This window comes from Pseudomonas sp. NPDC087804 (assembly GCF_044742965.1).
Taxonomy (GTDB): Bacteria; Pseudomonadota; Gammaproteobacteria; order Pseudomonadales; family Pseudomonadaceae; genus Aquipseudomonas; species Aquipseudomonas rustica.
The window spans coordinates 50,501-65,041 of sequence record NZ_JBIUVN010000007.1 but is presented as its reverse complement, the minus strand read 5'-3'; the positions used below and the strand labels follow the sequence as shown (position 1 = coordinate 65,041).

General features: G+C 59.3%; 17 protein-coding genes. 8 read left to right on the top strand and 9 right to left on the bottom strand.

The features are described 5' to 3' along the window. Positions 1-3: 3 nt before the first annotated feature. The 3 genes from ACIOMO_RS13110 to ACIOMO_RS13100 all read right to left on the bottom strand — a co-directional run bounded on the left by ACIOMO_RS13110 (position 4) and on the right by ACIOMO_RS13100 (position 1,746). Positions 4-414 (bottom strand): translation initiation factor 2, encoded by a 411-nt coding sequence (locus ACIOMO_RS13110; protein ID WP_053118263.1) that lies wholly within the window; start codon positions 412-414, stop codon positions 4-6. 431 nt (positions 415-845) lie between these two features. Next, positions 846-1,145 (bottom strand): YciI family protein, encoded by a 300-nt coding sequence (locus ACIOMO_RS13105; protein WP_007919677.1) that lies wholly within the window; start codon positions 1,143-1,145, stop codon positions 846-848. Position 1,146: 1 nt separating this feature from the next. Then, complete coding sequence (locus tag ACIOMO_RS13100) at positions 1,147-1,746, bottom strand: septation protein A (protein ID WP_053118264.1); 600 nt, start codon at positions 1,744-1,746, stop codon at positions 1,147-1,149. An 87-nt stretch (positions 1,747-1,833) separates the two neighbouring features. Between ACIOMO_RS13100 and ACIOMO_RS13095 the strand changes: the two genes are divergently transcribed. The 8 genes from ACIOMO_RS13095 (at position 1,834) to arfB (ending at position 9,750) form a co-directional block, all read left to right on the top strand. Then, positions 1,834-2,697 (top strand): PHP domain-containing protein, encoded by an 864-nt coding sequence (locus ACIOMO_RS13095; protein WP_159812589.1) that lies wholly within the window; start codon positions 1,834-1,836, stop codon positions 2,695-2,697. A 13-nt stretch (positions 2,698-2,710) separates the two neighbouring features. Further along, complete coding sequence (locus ACIOMO_RS13090) at positions 2,711-3,340, top strand: L-threonylcarbamoyladenylate synthase (RefSeq protein WP_038363745.1); 630 nt, start codon at positions 2,711-2,713, stop codon at positions 3,338-3,340. Beyond that, positions 3,341-4,162: a ScpA family protein gene (locus tag ACIOMO_RS13085; protein ID WP_008088827.1), complete on the top strand. Its 822-nt coding sequence runs from the start codon at positions 3,341-3,343 to the stop codon at positions 4,160-4,162. A gap of 11 nt (positions 4,163-4,173) precedes the next feature. Beyond that, positions 4,174-5,154, top strand: a complete 981-nt coding sequence (scpB, locus tag ACIOMO_RS13080; protein ID WP_401241146.1) for an SMC-Scp complex subunit ScpB — start codon at positions 4,174-4,176, stop codon at positions 5,152-5,154. A gap of 104 nt (positions 5,155-5,258) precedes the next feature. Beyond that, positions 5,259-5,450, top strand: coding sequence for a DUF1289 domain-containing protein (locus tag ACIOMO_RS13075; protein WP_401241143.1), 192 nt, complete (start codon positions 5,259-5,261; stop codon positions 5,448-5,450). Positions 5,451-5,604: 154 nt separating this feature from the next. Next, on the top strand, positions 5,605-6,834 hold the full coding sequence (gene rluB / locus ACIOMO_RS13070; RefSeq protein ID WP_401241140.1) for a 23S rRNA pseudouridine(2605) synthase RluB: 1,230 nt from the start codon (positions 5,605-5,607) through the stop codon (positions 6,832-6,834). Positions 6,835-7,688: 854 nt separating this feature from the next. Then, on the top strand, positions 7,689-9,101 hold the full coding sequence (locus tag ACIOMO_RS13065; protein WP_053118275.1) for an amino acid permease: 1,413 nt from the start codon (positions 7,689-7,691) through the stop codon (positions 9,099-9,101). 235 nt (positions 9,102-9,336) lie between these two features. Continuing rightward, positions 9,337-9,750 carry an alternative ribosome rescue aminoacyl-tRNA hydrolase ArfB gene (arfB, locus tag ACIOMO_RS13060; RefSeq protein ID WP_007920134.1) on the top strand — a complete coding sequence of 138 codons (414 nt, stop codon included), beginning with the start codon at positions 9,337-9,339 and terminating at the stop codon, positions 9,748-9,750. Here the strand turns inward: arfB and ACIOMO_RS13055 are convergent. The 6 genes from ACIOMO_RS13055 to phhA all read right to left on the bottom strand — a co-directional run bounded on the left by ACIOMO_RS13055 (position 9,747) and on the right by phhA (position 14,209). Further along, positions 9,747-10,934, bottom strand: coding sequence for an MFS transporter (locus tag ACIOMO_RS13055; RefSeq protein ID WP_401241137.1), 1,188 nt, complete (start codon positions 10,932-10,934; stop codon positions 9,747-9,749). The two genes, arfB and ACIOMO_RS13055, sit on opposite strands and share 4 nt — an antisense overlap. A 115-nt stretch (positions 10,935-11,049) precedes the next feature. Further along, entirely contained in the window at positions 11,050-11,268 is a 219-nt protein-coding gene (locus ACIOMO_RS13050; RefSeq protein WP_249342571.1) for a hypothetical protein, read from the bottom strand. A 34-nt stretch (positions 11,269-11,302) separates the two neighbouring features. Then, complete coding sequence (locus tag ACIOMO_RS13045; RefSeq protein ID WP_008088845.1) at positions 11,303-11,434, bottom strand: hypothetical protein; 132 nt, start codon at positions 11,432-11,434, stop codon at positions 11,303-11,305. A 364-nt stretch (positions 11,435-11,798) separates the two neighbouring features. Beyond that, positions 11,799-12,992, bottom strand: coding sequence for an amino acid aminotransferase (locus ACIOMO_RS13040; protein ID WP_401241133.1), 1,194 nt, complete (start codon positions 12,990-12,992; stop codon positions 11,799-11,801). Then, positions 12,992-13,348, bottom strand: coding sequence for a 4a-hydroxytetrahydrobiopterin dehydratase (locus tag ACIOMO_RS13035; RefSeq protein ID WP_003222798.1), 357 nt, complete (start codon positions 13,346-13,348; stop codon positions 12,992-12,994). The genes ACIOMO_RS13040 and ACIOMO_RS13035 overlap by 1 nt, the downstream gene beginning before the upstream one ends. A 69-nt stretch (positions 13,349-13,417) precedes the next feature. After that, on the bottom strand, positions 13,418-14,209 hold the full coding sequence (gene phhA / locus ACIOMO_RS13030; protein WP_053118286.1) for a phenylalanine 4-monooxygenase: 792 nt from the start codon (positions 14,207-14,209) through the stop codon (positions 13,418-13,420). Positions 14,210-14,541: the final 332 nt, after the last annotated feature.

Sequence of the window (14,541 nt, the reverse complement as noted above, 5' to 3'; positions counted from 1 at the left end):
CACTCAATTTAGCCATTGCCGACGTTTTCGGCTTGCTCCACTGGCAAAGATACCGCAGAGCAGCGCCAATAGCGCTACCCCGGCTCCCGTGACGAACCACTGCTGTTGATCGGTCAACAAACGCGGAAGCGGGCTGGCCTGTGCTTCCTTGAGTTGCAGCTTGAGGCGCTGGTTCTCCTGGCGCAACCGGGCGAGCTGAGCGCTTTCGCGTTCGTTGTCGACATTTTGCAGTTGTTTGTTCAGTTCTTCTCGCTGCTGCTCGCTGGCCTTGAGGCGCTGCTGCAACTCGGTGATCTGGCTGCCGGCGCTCAATGACAATGGCGTGGAATTGCCGCCTTCGGCGTTTTCCTCACCATGGGCGGGCGCCATGATCGACAGCGTGATCAACATCAGACACAACGAACCCTTGCGCATCGCAACACCTGCTTCCCAATGGATAGTGGGCAGGTTGTCGGCAGACGAACGAGAATAATGAGCGATTGAGATGGGTGAGAAGCGGGAAGGTTCAGTGCGCGGGAGGTGATGTTGGTGGCTGATGGGGTTTTTGTGGCAGATGAGGGTTTTGTGGCAGGTGGGTATTTTGGGACAGCTGAGTATTTGAGTCAGATGACTATTTGAGTCAGATGAGTATTTGTGGCGAGGGGATTTATCCCCGTTGGACTGCGTAGCAGTCCTGAAGTGGGAGCATGCGGTGTGTCAGGCACACCGCATTGGATGGCATTGGGGCCGCTTCGCGACCCAACGGGGATAAATCCCCTCGCCACATAAATTCCCTCACCACAGGAATCCCCTAACCACAGGAATCCCCTTTGTCACAGCAATCCTGTAAGGCCCTGTCTTCAGCGTTAAGGCAGGACTTGTTTGAACGGTTTCACCACCACATTGGCATACACACCCGCCGCAATATACGGATCCGCATCAGCCCACGCCTGCGCAGCGCTCAGGGAGTCGAACTCGGCGACGATCAGGCTGCCGGTGAAACCCGCGGCGCCCGGATCATTGCTGTCGACCGCCGGGTGTGGGCCGGCCAATACGATGCGGCCTTCGCCCTTGAGCGCTTGCAGGCGTTCCAGATGCGCAGGGCGCGCGGCCAGGCGAGCTTCCAGTGAGTTGGCGACGTCGGTGGCAATGATTGCGTAGAGCATGTCAGTCCTCGGTTTTTGGTGTTGTTGGGGTATCGGCATCGTGCAGGTGGCGCGACAGGTAAATGCCCTGTGCGACCAGGAACACCAGGGTCATGCCCAGGCTGCCGAACACCTTGAAGTCCACCCAGTAGCTCTGGAAGGTGAAGGCGACGAACAGGTTGGCGGCCCCGCAGAACAGGAAAAAGGCGATCCAGGCGATGTTCAGGCGCGTCCAGACCGGATCCGGCAGGGTCAGCGCGTGGCCCATGATCCGTTTGATCAGCAGGCGGTCGCCGATGAAGTGGCTGCCAATGAACGCGACGGCAAACAGCCAGTTGACCACCGGGGCTTTCCACTTGAGGAAGGTTTCGCTGTGGAAGGCCAGCGTCAGGCTACCGAACACCAAACACGCGATCAGGGTCAGCCACTGGCTCTTTTCCAGCTTGCGCTGTTTGATGAAAAGCGCGCCGTACACCACCAGGGAGCTGATGATGAGCATCGCGGTGGCGCTGTAAATACCGCCTACAGTGACTTCATGGCCCGCGACATCGACCACCCGTGGATCAAGTTTGTAAACGATGAAAAACAGCAGAAGCGGGATGAAATCGATGAATTGTTTCACAGTAAGAGCCAGAAGCTGGATGTGGCGGCATAATAACAAACATATGGGCGCGCGATAGCGCCAGCTGATTTGAGGTTACAACTCTCCGTGAATGTTGATTTGCACTGCCATAGCACGGCCTCCGATGGCGCACTGGCGCCTGCGGTTCTGGTTGCGCGTGCGTTCGAAAACGGCGTGCGAGTCCTGGCGTTGACGGACCACGACACCCTCGAAGGCCTCGCTGAAGCGCGCGCGACCGCCAAAGAATTGGGCATGCAACTGGTCAACGGCGTCGAATTGTCCTGCACTTGGGGCGGCGCGACCATTCATGTACTGGGCTACGGTTTCGACGTCAACGCCGCGCCGTTGGTCGAGGCCATCGCCAAATTGCACGATGGGCGCTGGCTGCGGTCGGAAGAAATAAGCCGCAAGCTCGCCCTCAAAGGCATGCCCGGCGCCCTCGACGGCGCGCGGAAAATCCAGCAGGAACTGGGCGACAGCGGCAATGCGCCGGCCCGTCCGCATTTCGCTGACTGGATGGTACGTGAAGGTTTCGTCAAGGATCGCGCCGAGGCGTTCCGCAAGTGGCTCGGCGCTGGCAAGTTGGGCGACGTCAAGCTGCACTGGCCGACGCTGGAAGACACCGTCGGGACGCTGCGCGCCGCCAATGCCTGGGTCAGTCTGGCGCATCCGTGGCACTACGATTTCACCCGCAGCAAGCGCCGAAAGCTGATTGCCGACTATATTCAAGCAGGCGGGCATGCAATCGAGGTGGTCAATGGCCACCAGCCTGCGGAACAGGTGGGCAGCCTGGCAATCCTTGCCCGTGAGTTCGGTCTGCTGGTCAGTGCCGGCAGTGACTTCCATGGCCCTGGCGGCTGGTCCGAGATCGGCCAGTACCGGCCGGTTCCCGAGGACCTTCCACCCCTGTGGTGTCGGTTCAAACATGACACAGATATTGCCGCCGTCTGAACAGGTAGAGAATGTGAGTCAATTTTTCCAGATTCATCCGGAAAACCCGCAAGCGCGCCTGATCAAACAGGCGGTCGAGATCATCCGCAAGGGCGGGGTAGTGGTGTATCCCACGGACTCTTCCTACGCGATCGGTTGCCAAATCGGCGACAAAACCGCCATTGAACGTGTGCGACGCCTGCGTCAGCTCGATGAAAAGCACAACTTCGCGCTGATCTGCAGCGATCTGTCGCAACTGGGCAATTACGCCAAGATCGACACCGGCACCTTCCGCATTCTCAAGGCGCACCTGCCGGGGCCTTACACTTTTATTCTCAACGCTACTCGCGAAGTCCCGCGCCTGTTGCTGCACCCGAAGAAACGCACCATCGGTTTGCGCGTGCCGAGCCATCCGATTGCGCTGGCGCTGCTGGCCGAATTGGGCGAGCCGCTGATGAGCGTGACCCTGATCATGCCCGGCGATGAAGACCCGCTCAGCGATCCGTACGAAATGCGTCAGTTGCTCGAACACCAGGTGGACTTGATCGTGGATGGCGGTTTCGGCGGCATAAAGGCCTCCACCGTGATCGACCTGACCGGCGACGACCCGGAAGTGGTGCGCGTCGGTTGCGGCGATCCGACGCCGTTCATGGTCGAGGCCTGAATGTCCGCAGTGGAAACCGTTGTCGATCCCCAGGCCGATGCTCAGCAGGAACTGCCGTTTGCCATGGTCTATGGCCAGGCGGTCATGGAAATGCCGCTCGACCTGTACATCCCGCCGGATGCGCTCGAGGTCTTTCTCGAGGCATTCGAAGGCCCGCTCGACCTGCTGCTGTACCTGATCCGCAAACAAAACATCAACATCCTCGACATCCCGGTGGCGGAAATCACCCGGCAGTACATGGGTTACGTCGAGTTGATGCAGTCAGTGCGCCTGGAACTCGCCGCCGAGTATCTGGTGATGGCCGCGATGCTCGCCGAGATCAAGTCGCGCATGCTCCTGCCGCGCGCTGAAACTGTCGAAGATGAAGAAGACGACCCGCGCGCCGAACTGATCCGCCGTTTGCAGGAATACGAGCGTTTCAAAGCTGCCGCTGAAGGTATCGACAACCTCAGCCGCGTCGGCCGCGACGTGGTCGTGCCCAAACTCGATGCCCCGGAAGCCCGCGCGCGCAAGCTGTTGCCGGATGTCGCGCTGGAAGAGATTTTGATGTGCATGGCCGAAGTGCTGCGCCGTGGCGATATGTTTGAAAGCCACCAGGTCAGTCGTGAAGCACTGTCCACCCGCGAACGCATGAGCGATGTGCTGGAACGCCTCAAGGGCGGCGGTTTTGTGCCGTTTGTCGAGTTGTTCACTGCCGAAGAGGGCAGGCTGGGTGTGGTGGTGACCTTTATGGCAATTCTTGAACTGGTCAAGGAATCCTTGGTCGAGCTGGTGCAGAATGAGCCGTTCGCCGCGATCCACGTGCGAGCCCGAGCCGAATAACGAGTCGAAACATGAACCTGACTGAACCCCGCGAGCTGGCACCCCTGCTTGAAGCCTTTCTGTTGGCCTCGGGAAAGCCGCAATCCCTTGAGCGTCTTTTTGAACTGTTCGAAGAGGGCGAACGGCCTGAGCCTGCAGTCTTCAAGAAAGCCCTGACCCTGCTCGGCAAGTCTTGCGAGGGCCGTGCGTTCGAGCTCAAGGAAGTCTCGTCGGGCTATCGCTTGCAGATTCGCGAGAAGTTTTCGCCGTGGGTTGGCCGACTCTGGGAGGAGCGCCCGCAGCGTTATTCCCGTGCCTTGCTGGAAACCATCGCGCTGATCGCCTATCGCCAGCCAATCACCCGTGGCGAGATCGAAGACGTGCGCGGTGTGGCGGTGAACAGCAACATCGTCAAAACCTTGCTGGAGCGCGAGTGGATTCGTGTCGTCGGCTACCGCGACGTGCCGGGCAAACCGGCGATGTTCGCCACCACCAAGATGTTTCTCGATCACTTCAACCTGAAGAACCTCGAAGACCTGCCGCCACTGGCCGAACTGCGCGAAATGGAAACTGATCCGGTGCTCGATTTCGACGACGCGCCAGTGCCGCAGAGTCTGCAGGAACTGGCCGACGCCAGTGCCGAGCCGGAGGAAGAGAAGGAAGAAACCAGTTTCCACACCTTGCTGCTGGAACTGGACAGCATGGAGGAGGGGATCAAGACCGACTTCGACGATTTGCTGCGGGATGCGGCGGACGGTGAGGCGCCGATGCCCGAAACAGAAATTGAGTCTGAGCCCGAGCCTGAGCCCGTCATTGAAGTTGAACTTGAAGCCGAGCCAGAAGCCGAACCGGATGAGGACATTCTCGGCGTCGCCGAAGCGCGCGAAAAGCTGTTGGCCGCCGTCGCCGCCCTCGAACAACCCGCGCCCGAACCCGAGCTGAGCGAAGAAGAAGCCGAAGCCCGCGCACTGGCCGAAGCCATCGAAGCCGAACGCCGCGAATTCGAAGACTGAGGGGCGCCGAAAAGATCGCAGCCTTCGGCAGCTCCTACAGGGACCGCATTCCAATGTAGGAGCTGCCGCAGGCTGCGATCTTTTGATCTCCCAAAGGTACCCAAATGAGTTCGACAAAAGACCCGTGCATCAGCCTCTGCAAATTCAGCGACGACATCTGCCTCGGCTGCGGCCGCAGCAAGCGTGAGATCAAAGCCTGGAAGAAACTCGACAAGGACGACAAGCGCACGGTGCTGGCCGAAGCCGCGCTACGTCTGATCAAACTCAGTGGCGCCGGTCGGCGGAAAAAGAAATAACTGTCCATTGATCAGCTAGTCTCTGATGCGCGATGGCGCACATCCGCGTATGATTCGCGACCCTTCGCCGATCCCTTCGGCCAAGAACCCAGATTTCAATGCTTCAGGCCCCCAATTCAGAGCGCCTGAACGGACCACACCGGGAGGTGCCCAGATGAGTATCAAAGATCAGCAAGACGACCAGCCAATCGGCCCAGCAGGCGAAAAACTGCAGAAAGTCCTCGCCCGTATCGGCGTCGGCTCGCGCCGTGACGTGGAATCCTGGATCAGCCAGGGCCGGATCAAGGTCAATGGCAAAGACGCCACCCTCGGTCTGCGTGTCGATCTGCACGACGCCATCACCATTGATGGCAAGGTGATCAAGCGCGAAGAAGCGGCCGAATCGGTACGCCGCGTGATCATGTACAACAAACCCGATGGCGAGATCTGCACCCGTGACGACCCGGAAGGCCGTCCGACCGTGTTCGACAAGCTGCCGCGTCCGAAAGAAGGTCGCTGGATCAACATCGGTCGTCTCGACATCAACACCACCGGTTTGCTGATGTTCACCACCGACGGTGAGCTGGCCAACCGCCTGATGCACCCGTCCTACGAGATGGACCGTGAGTACGCCGTGCGTGTACGCGGTGAAGTCGACGACGAGATGATCGAACGTCTGAAAGCTGGCGTGGTGCTGGAAGACGGCCCGGCCAAGTTCACCGACATCAAGCAGGCGCCGGGTGGCGAAGGCTTCAACCACTGGTACCACTGCGTGGTGATGGAAGGCCGTAACCGTGAGGTTCGTCGTCTGTGGGAATCCCAGGGTCTGGTGGTCAGCCGTCTGAAGCGCGTGCGTTTCGGTCCGGTGTTCCTCAACTCCGACCTGCCGATGGGCCGCTGGCGCGAAATGAGCCAGTACGAAGTCGACATCCTCAGTGCTGAAGTCGGCCTGACGCCAGTGGCGATGCCGCAACTGAACGCCAAGAGCAAAGACAAGCTTGAGCGTATGCAGCGTAAATCGTCGCGTCCGATGGGCAAGACCGAGCGCGTACGTACCCTGCGTCCAGCCGCTGGCGCACCGACCGGCCCACGCCCAAGCCGTGAGCCGCAGATCGAAGGCGAGCGTCCTGCCCGCAAGCCGGTTGCCCGTGACGGCGAGCGCGCTCCGCGTCCGACTAACGGTCGCACTGAACGTGGCGAGCGTGGCGAGCGTGGCGCGCCTGCCGGTCGCGGTACGCCAGTGGCGGATCGTCCAGCGGACACCACCAACAAGCGTCCGGCTAAACCGACGTCGAAGCGTCCGGGGATCAAGCTGGTTGATGGCGACAAGCCGTCGGGCAAGCGCCGCGGTGCGCCGGCCGGTTCGGGTCAGCGTCCGGGGTTTGGTCGTCGCAAGCCTGAATAAGGTGGCTGTGAGCTTCTAGCGGCAAGCTTCAAGCTCGAGCAAAAACGCCAACCGCAGGGTTGGCGTTTTTTTTCGTCTGAAGAAAGGTGTTCGGTGTCTGATCGGGCCTCTTCGCGAGCAAGCCAGTGGTCTCAACAAATTAATTCCTCGTTAAAACCCCGATGACCGTTAACCAGCAGACGTCCTACAGAAAATTCTGAAATGGAAACTCTACGTTACGACTCGTAAAGAAATGTTTACGAAAAATTCGCTAAATCCCCGTGAATGGCAGGTTCCCGCGTCGGTGTAAGGAAAAGCTTCCGAAGCCCAATGGGCCGAGCCCGACGCAAGGCTCTGGGCCGCTTGTTTCAGCGACGTTTGCAGGGTGAGATGCGCCCCATGCCTGCCGTGCAGGTGCATAACAACAAGGAGGCGCAATGAACGCCGTGACTGATTTCCACTTCTCTCCGTGGGACGGTTTTTTCCTCGTCCACGTCGATGGCCCGCAAAGGCCTGACTCCATTTTTGCAGCCGTTCGAGCCTCTCGAAACGGACACACGCAATCCCGGCAACCGACACGCTGATCCAGCGGGGTCTGGCAGCAGGGGGTTAGCGGTGTACAATGCGCCGCGTTTTAACTGTGACCCTCTGCGTAATCGCGCAAAACTCAAGGCTACCCGCCTTGTTCACTCCGTCGCGCCACAAGCGTTTCGGGTTCGATTTCGTCACAGATAAAAACAAACAGGTGACGCATGACCGTTGTAATTGAGCTGAACTCCTGGTGCCTGCGCTGGGGTTTGATCGGGGCTGCTTGAAATCGCAACCTTGCAGCAACGTCTACTGAACATCATCAAACCTTGCGTGAGACCTTTTTCATGAGTGGACAACCCTCGCAATCAGGCGAGCTGAAACGCGGCCTGAAAAATCGCCACATTCAACTGATCGCCCTCGGTGGCGCGATCGGTACCGGATTGTTCCTCGGCTCGGCCGGGGTACTGAAATCCGCCGGCCCGTCGATGATCCTCGGCTACGCCATCTGCGGCTTCATCGCCTTCATGATCATGCGCCAGTTGGGCGAGATGATTGTTGAAGAGCCGGTGGCCGGTTCCTTCAGCCATTTTGCGCACAAATACTGGGGCGGCTTTGCCGGTTTCCTCTCGGGCTGGAACTGCTGGATTCTGTACATTCTGGTGGGCATGTCGGAGCTGACTGCGGTCGGCAAGTACATCCACTACTGGGCGCCGGACATTCCGACCTGGGCCTCTGCGGCAGCCTTCTTCGTGCTGATCAACGCGATCAACCTGGCCAACGTCAAAGTCTTCGGTGAAGCCGAATTCTGGTTCGCGATCATCAAGGTTGTGGCGATCGTCGGCATGATTGCGCTCGGCAGCTACCTGCTGGTCAGCGGCAACGGCGGCCCGCAAGCGTCGGTCACCAACCTGTGGTCGCACGGTGGGTTCTTCCCCAACGGCGTCAGCGGACTGGTGATGGCCATGGCGATCATCATGTTCTCCTTCGGCGGTCTGGAAATGCTCGGTTTCACCGCAGCAGAAGCCGACAAGCCGAAAACCGTGATTCCGAAAGCGATCAACCAGGTCATCTACCGCATCCTGATTTTCTACATCGGCGCCTTGGTCATCCTGCTGTCGCTGACCCCTTGGGACAGCCTGCTGGAAACCCTCAACGCGTCCGGCGATTCGTACAGCGGCAGCCCGTTCGTGCAAGTGTTCTCGATGCTCGGCAGCAGCACCGCCGCGCACATTCTCAACTTCGTGGTACTGACCGCGGCGCTGTCGGTGTACAACAGCGGCACTTACTGCAATAGCCGCATGTTGCTGGGCATGGCCGAGCAGGGCGATGCGCCGAAAGGCCTGGCGAAGATCGACAAGCGCGGCGTGCCGGTACGTTCGATTCTGGCCTCGGCAGCGGTGACCGTGATTGCCGTGTTGCTCAATTACCTGATCCCGCACAGCGCGCTGGAACTGCTGATGTCGCTGGTGGTTGCGACGCTGGTGATCAACTGGGCGATGATTAGCTTTTCGCACTTCAAGTTCCGTCAACACATGAACAAGACGCAGCAGACGCCGCTGTTCAAGGCGCTGTGGTACCCGTACGGCAACTATGTCTGCCTGGCGTTCGTGGTGTTCATCCTTGGCGTGATGCTGCTGATCCCGGGGATTCAGATCTCGGTGTACGCGATTCCGGTGTGGGTCGTGTTCATGTGGGTTTGCTACGTGATCAAGAACAAGCGCAGTGCTCAAGCTGCGGTGCCTGCGACCGCGAAGTAATCGCGCGAGCAGAAATAACAAACCCGGCCACAGTGCCGGGTTTGTCATTTATGGGCGCAATGGAAGGATGCCGAATCCTGTGGGAGCGAGCTTGCTCGCGAAGAGGATATTGAATCCAGCATCATCGTTGCCTGACACCACGCCTTCGCGAGCAAGCTCGCTCCCACAGGGTGTTGTGCCGAATCCAGAATGATTTTCGCGGTATCCTGCACGCTCTGAATACGGACGCTTTTCCATGCTGGTGATTTCCAACAATGTGCATCTGCCGGATGCCGAGATCGAATTGACCGCCATCCGCGCGCAAGGCGCGGGTGGGCAGAACGTCAACAAGGTCTCCAGCGCCATGCACCTGCGCTTCGACATCCCGGCCTCGTCCTTGCCCGAGTTCTACAAGGAAAGGCTGCTGGCGCTGCGCGACAGTCGCATCACCAGCGATGGCGTGTTGATCATCAAAGCGCAGCAATACCGCACGCAGGAGGCCAACCGCGCCGATGCACTGGAACGGTTGGTCGAGCTGATCCTCAGCGCCACCAAAGTCGAAAAGAAACGCCGCCCGACCAAGCCGACTCTGGGCTCAAAGAAGCGCCGGCTGGAGTCGAAGACCAAGCGCGGCAGCATCAAGGCCGGGCGCGGCAAGGTGGATTTCTAGTCTTCGCGGTACTTGGCGGTGTGCTTGTACAGATAGACGCTTAGCGCCAAACCGCTCAACGCGGCAAGAGCGGCGAAGAGGAAGATCGAGGCAAATCCGAATCCCGCCGCAATCGCGCCGGCCAATGGCCCGGTGATCCCCAGCGACAAATCGATGAACAGCGAATAAGCCCCGACCGCCGCGCCACGGCTGGAGGCAGGCACCAGATTCACTGCCTCTACGCCCAACGCCGGGAATACCAGCGAGAAGCCGAAACCGCTCAACGCCGCACCGGCCAGTGCCCAGTGTGCGTCCGGCGCCAGCCACAACAACAGCAAGCCCAGCGTTTCCACCGAGAGGCAGGCAATCGCCACGCGGAAGCCGCCGAGGCGGTTGATCAGGTTGCCGAACAGCAATCGCGCACCGATGAAGCTGGCGCCGAACAGGCTCAAGCACAGCACGGCGTTTTCCCAGTGCTGAGTCGCGTAGTACAAGGTGATGAAGGTGGCGATGGTGCCGAAACCGATCGAGCCCAGCGCCAGGCCGCAGCCGTGGGGAAATACTTTACCGAGCACGTGCATGAACGGCAGGCGTTCGCCAGCGACAATCGGCGCGGCGGTTTTCGGCCATGCCAGCGCCAGACCGAGAATGGCCAGCAAGATGATGCTGACGCCCATGCTCCACAGCCCTAGCTCGCCAACCAGCCATACGCCGAACGGTGCGCCGATCGCCAGTGCGCCATAGCTGGCGATGCCGTTCCAGGAAATGACCTTGGCGGTGTTGGCCGCACCCACGCGGCCGATGCCCCAGCCAATCGAACCGGAACCGACGAGACTCTCGGCGCTGCCCAGCACCAGTCGACCGATCAACAAACTGATCAAACTGAACATCGGCATGTTCGGTGTCCACGCCGAAATCAGCATGAACACGCCGCTCAAGCCACAACCGGCCAGGCCAATCATCACCGCGCGTTTGCTGCCCTTGTTGTCGATGATCTTGCCCGCGTACGGACGGCTTAGCAGGGTGGCGAGGTATTGCACGCTGATCACCAGCCCGGCGATTACTGCGCCGAAACCGAGATCGCTGTGGACGTAACCCGGCAGCACCGCCAACGGAATGCCGATGTTGAGGTAACCGATAAAGGTGAACAGGACGATGGAAACGACTTGCAGCGTAACCGCCAGGGGGCGCTGGGGCTCGGACATAGAGGACGACATGGGTAAAGATCCACGGGAGCGGCAGATTAGATAGGCTGCTTATGATACCGGCGTGGAGGAATCTGGGGCGGGGAAAAGTAAAACTATTTGCCGGATGGCAGATTCACCGCTTGGCCGGCGCAACCAATTGCGTGGTGACGAGTGCGGCGAGGGCGTTTTCTTCAGTGCCGAAACGGGCGAGGAGGGCGGCCTGTTTCTCGGGGGAGAGACGGTTCCAGATCTCGATCATTTTCTCGGTGGCGCCGATCAGTACGGCAGCTTGGCTTTCGGAGAATTCGTCGGTCATGGCGGGCTCGGGGTTCAGGCAGTGTGGAAAGCGCATGTTAGCGCTTTCCACACGGTCTGTACGACGGGTCTTACTCTTCGTTGTCGGCCGGACGGCTCTCAACGGCTTCTTTCGGCTCGGGCTGTTGGGCGCCGGCTTGTTGCGTGGTCGTCTGCTCAGGTACGTGCAGGCTTGGGAAGGGGAGATTAGGAATCTCGTGCATGGTTGCGCTCCTCGCTAAGTCTGTTGATAGATCTGGTAGATCCGCGCTTTTACAAAGCCTGCGCAGGATACAGCAGGAAAAATGACAATCAGACTTTTAATTCAAAATAATGCGACAGATGGCCGCAGGGGAGGGCAAAAACTGTGGTGGTTGATCGTCCCCACGCTCTGCGTGGGAACGCCTCAATGGACGCTCTGCGTTCGCTGTTGGGACGCAGAGCATCCGGGGCTGCATGCCCACGCGGAGCGTGGGAACGATCAAACAAATGTAGGAGCTGCCGAAGGCTGCGATCTTTTGATCTTTGTTTTTAAAATCAAGATCAAAAGATCGCAGCCTTCGGCAGCTCCTACAGGGGATTGCGGTGTTATTTGCTGACGCTGGCGATCGCTTCGGCCAGCAGCGCGAGGCGGGTGGCGTCGATGCCGGCGACGTTCGCGCGGCCTGAGCTGACCATGTACACGCTGTGATGCTCGCGCAGTTGTTTCACTTGCTCCGGCGACAAGCCAGTGTAAGAAAACATGCCGCGCTGCACGCCAATGTGCGCAAAACGCTCGCGCAAACCGTGAGGCTCCAGCGCTTCAACCAGACCGCTGCGCAGCTGCGCAATACGCAAACGCATGGCTTCCACTTCATCAGCCCAGCGCGCTTTCAGCTCTGGATCAGCGAGAATCGTTGCGACCACCGCAGCGCCATGATCCGGCGGTGTCGACCACAAGTTACGGGCGATGTTGGCCAATTGACTACGGATGTCGATGAGCTTGTCAGCGCTTTTCGCGCAGACAATCAGCGCGCCGGTGCGATCGCGATACAAGCCGAAATTCTTCGAGCAAGAACTGGTGATCAACAACTCGGGGATCTCGGCCGCGAACAACCGTGTCGACCACGCATCCTGTTCCAGTCCGTCGCCAAAACCCTGGTAGGCAAAGTCGATCAGTGGCAGCAGATTGCGGCTGCGCACCACGTCGAGCACACGCTGCCAGTCGTCGTGGTTCAAGTCGAAACCGGTCGGGTTGTGGCAGCACGCGTGCAGCAGCACCACATCACCTTTCGGCACTTCATTGAGCACGGCGAGCATGGCTTCGACGTCGAGGCGATTGTCGCTGCCCACGTATGGGTAGTGACTGACCTTGACCCCGGCCGCAGCGAAAATGGTTTCGTGAATCGGCCAGGTAGGGTTGCTCAACCACACGCCTTTGCCTGGCAGGCACTGGGCGATGAAGTCAGCGGCCAGACGCAGCGCACCAGTACCGCCCGGCGTCTGGGTGGCGCCGGCACGTTGTTCGGCGATCAGTTTCGAGTCAGCGCCAAGCACCAACTCGTTGATGACTTTGCCGAACAGCGGGTTGCCGTGGCCACCGATGTAGGTCTTGGTGTCCTGGCTTTCGACCAGTCGCGCTTCGGCGATTTTCACCGCTTCCGGGATCGGCGTCAGGCCCTGGGCATCCTTGTAGACGCCAACGCCCAAGTCGAATTTGCGCGGGTTAGTGTCCTGCGCATACGCCTCCATCAAGCCGAGGATCGGGTCGCCGGGTACCCGGCCGATGGCGTCGAAGTGCATTACTTGCGTCCTTCTGCAGTCTTGGCCACTTCGTCAGTGCGCGCGGCCATGATGAAGTCGTTGCGGTGCAGGCCTTTGATCGAGTGGCTCCACCAGGTCACGGTGACTTTACCCCACTCGGTCAGCAGACCCGGGTGGTGACCTTCGGCCTCGGAGATCTCGCCAACAGCGTTGGTGAAGGCCAGCGCGTGCTTGAAGTTCTTGAACAGGAAAACTTTCTCCAGCTGCATGATGCTGTCGCGAACTTCGATGTTCCAGTCAGGGATCTGCTTGATCAGGATCGGCAGTTCTTCGTCGCTGACTTGTGGCGCATCGGCGCGGCAGGCTTCGCAGTGGGCTTGGTTCAATGTGGACATGGTCGGTTCCTGAATTCGATTCTTGTTGGAAATTACTATCTTTGCACGCAAGTCGCGAGCGGGTTCTGCTCAGGCCGCTTTCGGCTTCGGCGGAAATTTTGGCGCGTGCAGACCCAGCTGCATGCCTTGTTTGACCATGGCCATGATGTCTTCATGGGCCACGTCGAACAGGCGCTTGAGGTTCGGCAGGACGAAGTACAGCGGTTGCAGGATGTCGATGCGATACGGCGTGCGCATCGCTTCGAGCGGGTCGAAGACTTGATGCTCAGGCTCGTCCGACAGCGAATAAACGGTTTCTTTGGGCGAAGACAGAATGCCGCCGCCGTAGATGCGTTTGCCTTGCGGGGTGTCGACCAGGCCGAACTCGATGGTCATCCAGTACAGACGCGCCAGGTACACGCGTTCTTCCTTGGTCGCTTGCAGGCCGAGTTTGCCGTAGGTGTGGGTGAATTCGGCGAAATACGGGTTGGTCAGCAGCGGGCAGTGGCCAAAAATCTCGTGGAAAATGTCCGGCTCTTGCAGGTAGTCCAGTTCTTCGCGAGTGCGGATAAAGGTCGCGACCGGAAACTGCTTGCTGGCGAGCAATTCAAAGAAGGTCTGGAAAGGAATCAGTGCCGGCACGCGCGCGACCTGCCAACCGGTGGTCTCGCCGAGCACCTTGTTGATCTCGCCGAGTTGCGGAATGCGGTCGTGGGGCAGACCGAGTTTCTCGATACCGTCCAGGTACTCCTGGCAGGCACGCCCTTCGATCACTTTCAACTGGCGAGTGATCAGCGTGTTCCACACCGCGTGTTCTTCGGCGGGGTAGTCGATAAAACCTTGCGCATCGGGCTCGCGGGCCACGTATTGCGTCTGCTTCATACTGCTCTCCTGCTAGGGGAATTCGTTCTTGTTATGTCCAGCGATGGACTCAGAATTACCTGAGAGAGAGGTTGTGTGCAGTAGGTTGGATCGCAACCGCGTAGGAAATTTCCGTGGATTTCGTAAAGTTATCGTTACGGTTTAGGTATTATCGCGCATTTACGGCGATTCGCCGGTTTGAAAAGGTCGGCGACTGTCACATAATCTTGACAACTGTTTGCGCACCTCGGCAGAAAATTCTGCCGTGCGCCGCAATACCCTGTGGGAGCGAGCTCGCTCGCGAAAGCGGTGGATCTGACACATCAATGTTGTATGTGCTGACGCCTTCGCGA

What these genes read in the sequence shown, in the direction of transcription:
- rluB (WP_401241140.1), top strand. Translation starts at nt 5,605, where the DNA reads ATGAGTATCAAAGATCAGCAAGACGACCAGCCAATCGGCCCAGCAGGC.
- ACIOMO_RS13075 (WP_401241143.1), top strand. Translation starts at nt 5,259, where the DNA reads ATGAGTTCGACAAAAGACCCGTGCATCAGCCTCTGCAAATTCAGCGAC.
- ACIOMO_RS13065 (WP_053118275.1), top strand. Translation starts at nt 7,689, where the DNA reads ATGAGTGGACAACCCTCGCAATCAGGCGAGCTGAAACGCGGCCTGAAA.
- ACIOMO_RS13035 (WP_003222798.1), bottom strand. Translation starts at nt 13,348, where the DNA reads ATGTCCACATTGAACCAAGCCCACTGCGAAGCCTGCCGCGCCGATGCG.
- ACIOMO_RS13050 (WP_249342571.1), bottom strand. Translation starts at nt 11,268, where the DNA reads ATGCGCTTTCCACACTGCCTGAACCCCGAGCCCGCCATGACCGACGAA.
- ACIOMO_RS13045 (WP_008088845.1), bottom strand. Translation starts at nt 11,434, where the DNA reads ATGCACGAGATTCCTAATCTCCCCTTCCCAAGCCTGCACGTACCTGAG.
- scpB (WP_401241146.1), top strand. Translation starts at nt 4,174, where the DNA reads ATGAACCTGACTGAACCCCGCGAGCTGGCACCCCTGCTTGAAGCCTTT.
- arfB (WP_007920134.1), top strand. Translation starts at nt 9,337, where the DNA reads ATGCTGGTGATTTCCAACAATGTGCATCTGCCGGATGCCGAGATCGAA.
- ACIOMO_RS13110 (WP_053118263.1), bottom strand. Translation starts at nt 414, where the DNA reads ATGCGCAAGGGTTCGTTGTGTCTGATGTTGATCACGCTGTCGATCATG.
- ACIOMO_RS13105 (WP_007919677.1), bottom strand. Translation starts at nt 1,145, where the DNA reads ATGCTCTACGCAATCATTGCCACCGACGTCGCCAACTCACTGGAAGCT.
- ACIOMO_RS13040 (WP_401241133.1), bottom strand. Translation starts at nt 12,992, where the DNA reads ATGCACTTCGACGCCATCGGCCGGGTACCCGGCGACCCGATCCTCGGC.
- phhA (WP_053118286.1), bottom strand. Translation starts at nt 14,209, where the DNA reads ATGAAGCAGACGCAATACGTGGCCCGCGAGCCCGATGCGCAAGGTTTT.
- ACIOMO_RS13085 (WP_008088827.1), top strand. Translation starts at nt 3,341, where the DNA reads ATGTCCGCAGTGGAAACCGTTGTCGATCCCCAGGCCGATGCTCAGCAG.
- ACIOMO_RS13055 (WP_401241137.1), bottom strand. Translation starts at nt 10,934, where the DNA reads ATGTCCGAGCCCCAGCGCCCCCTGGCGGTTACGCTGCAAGTCGTTTCC.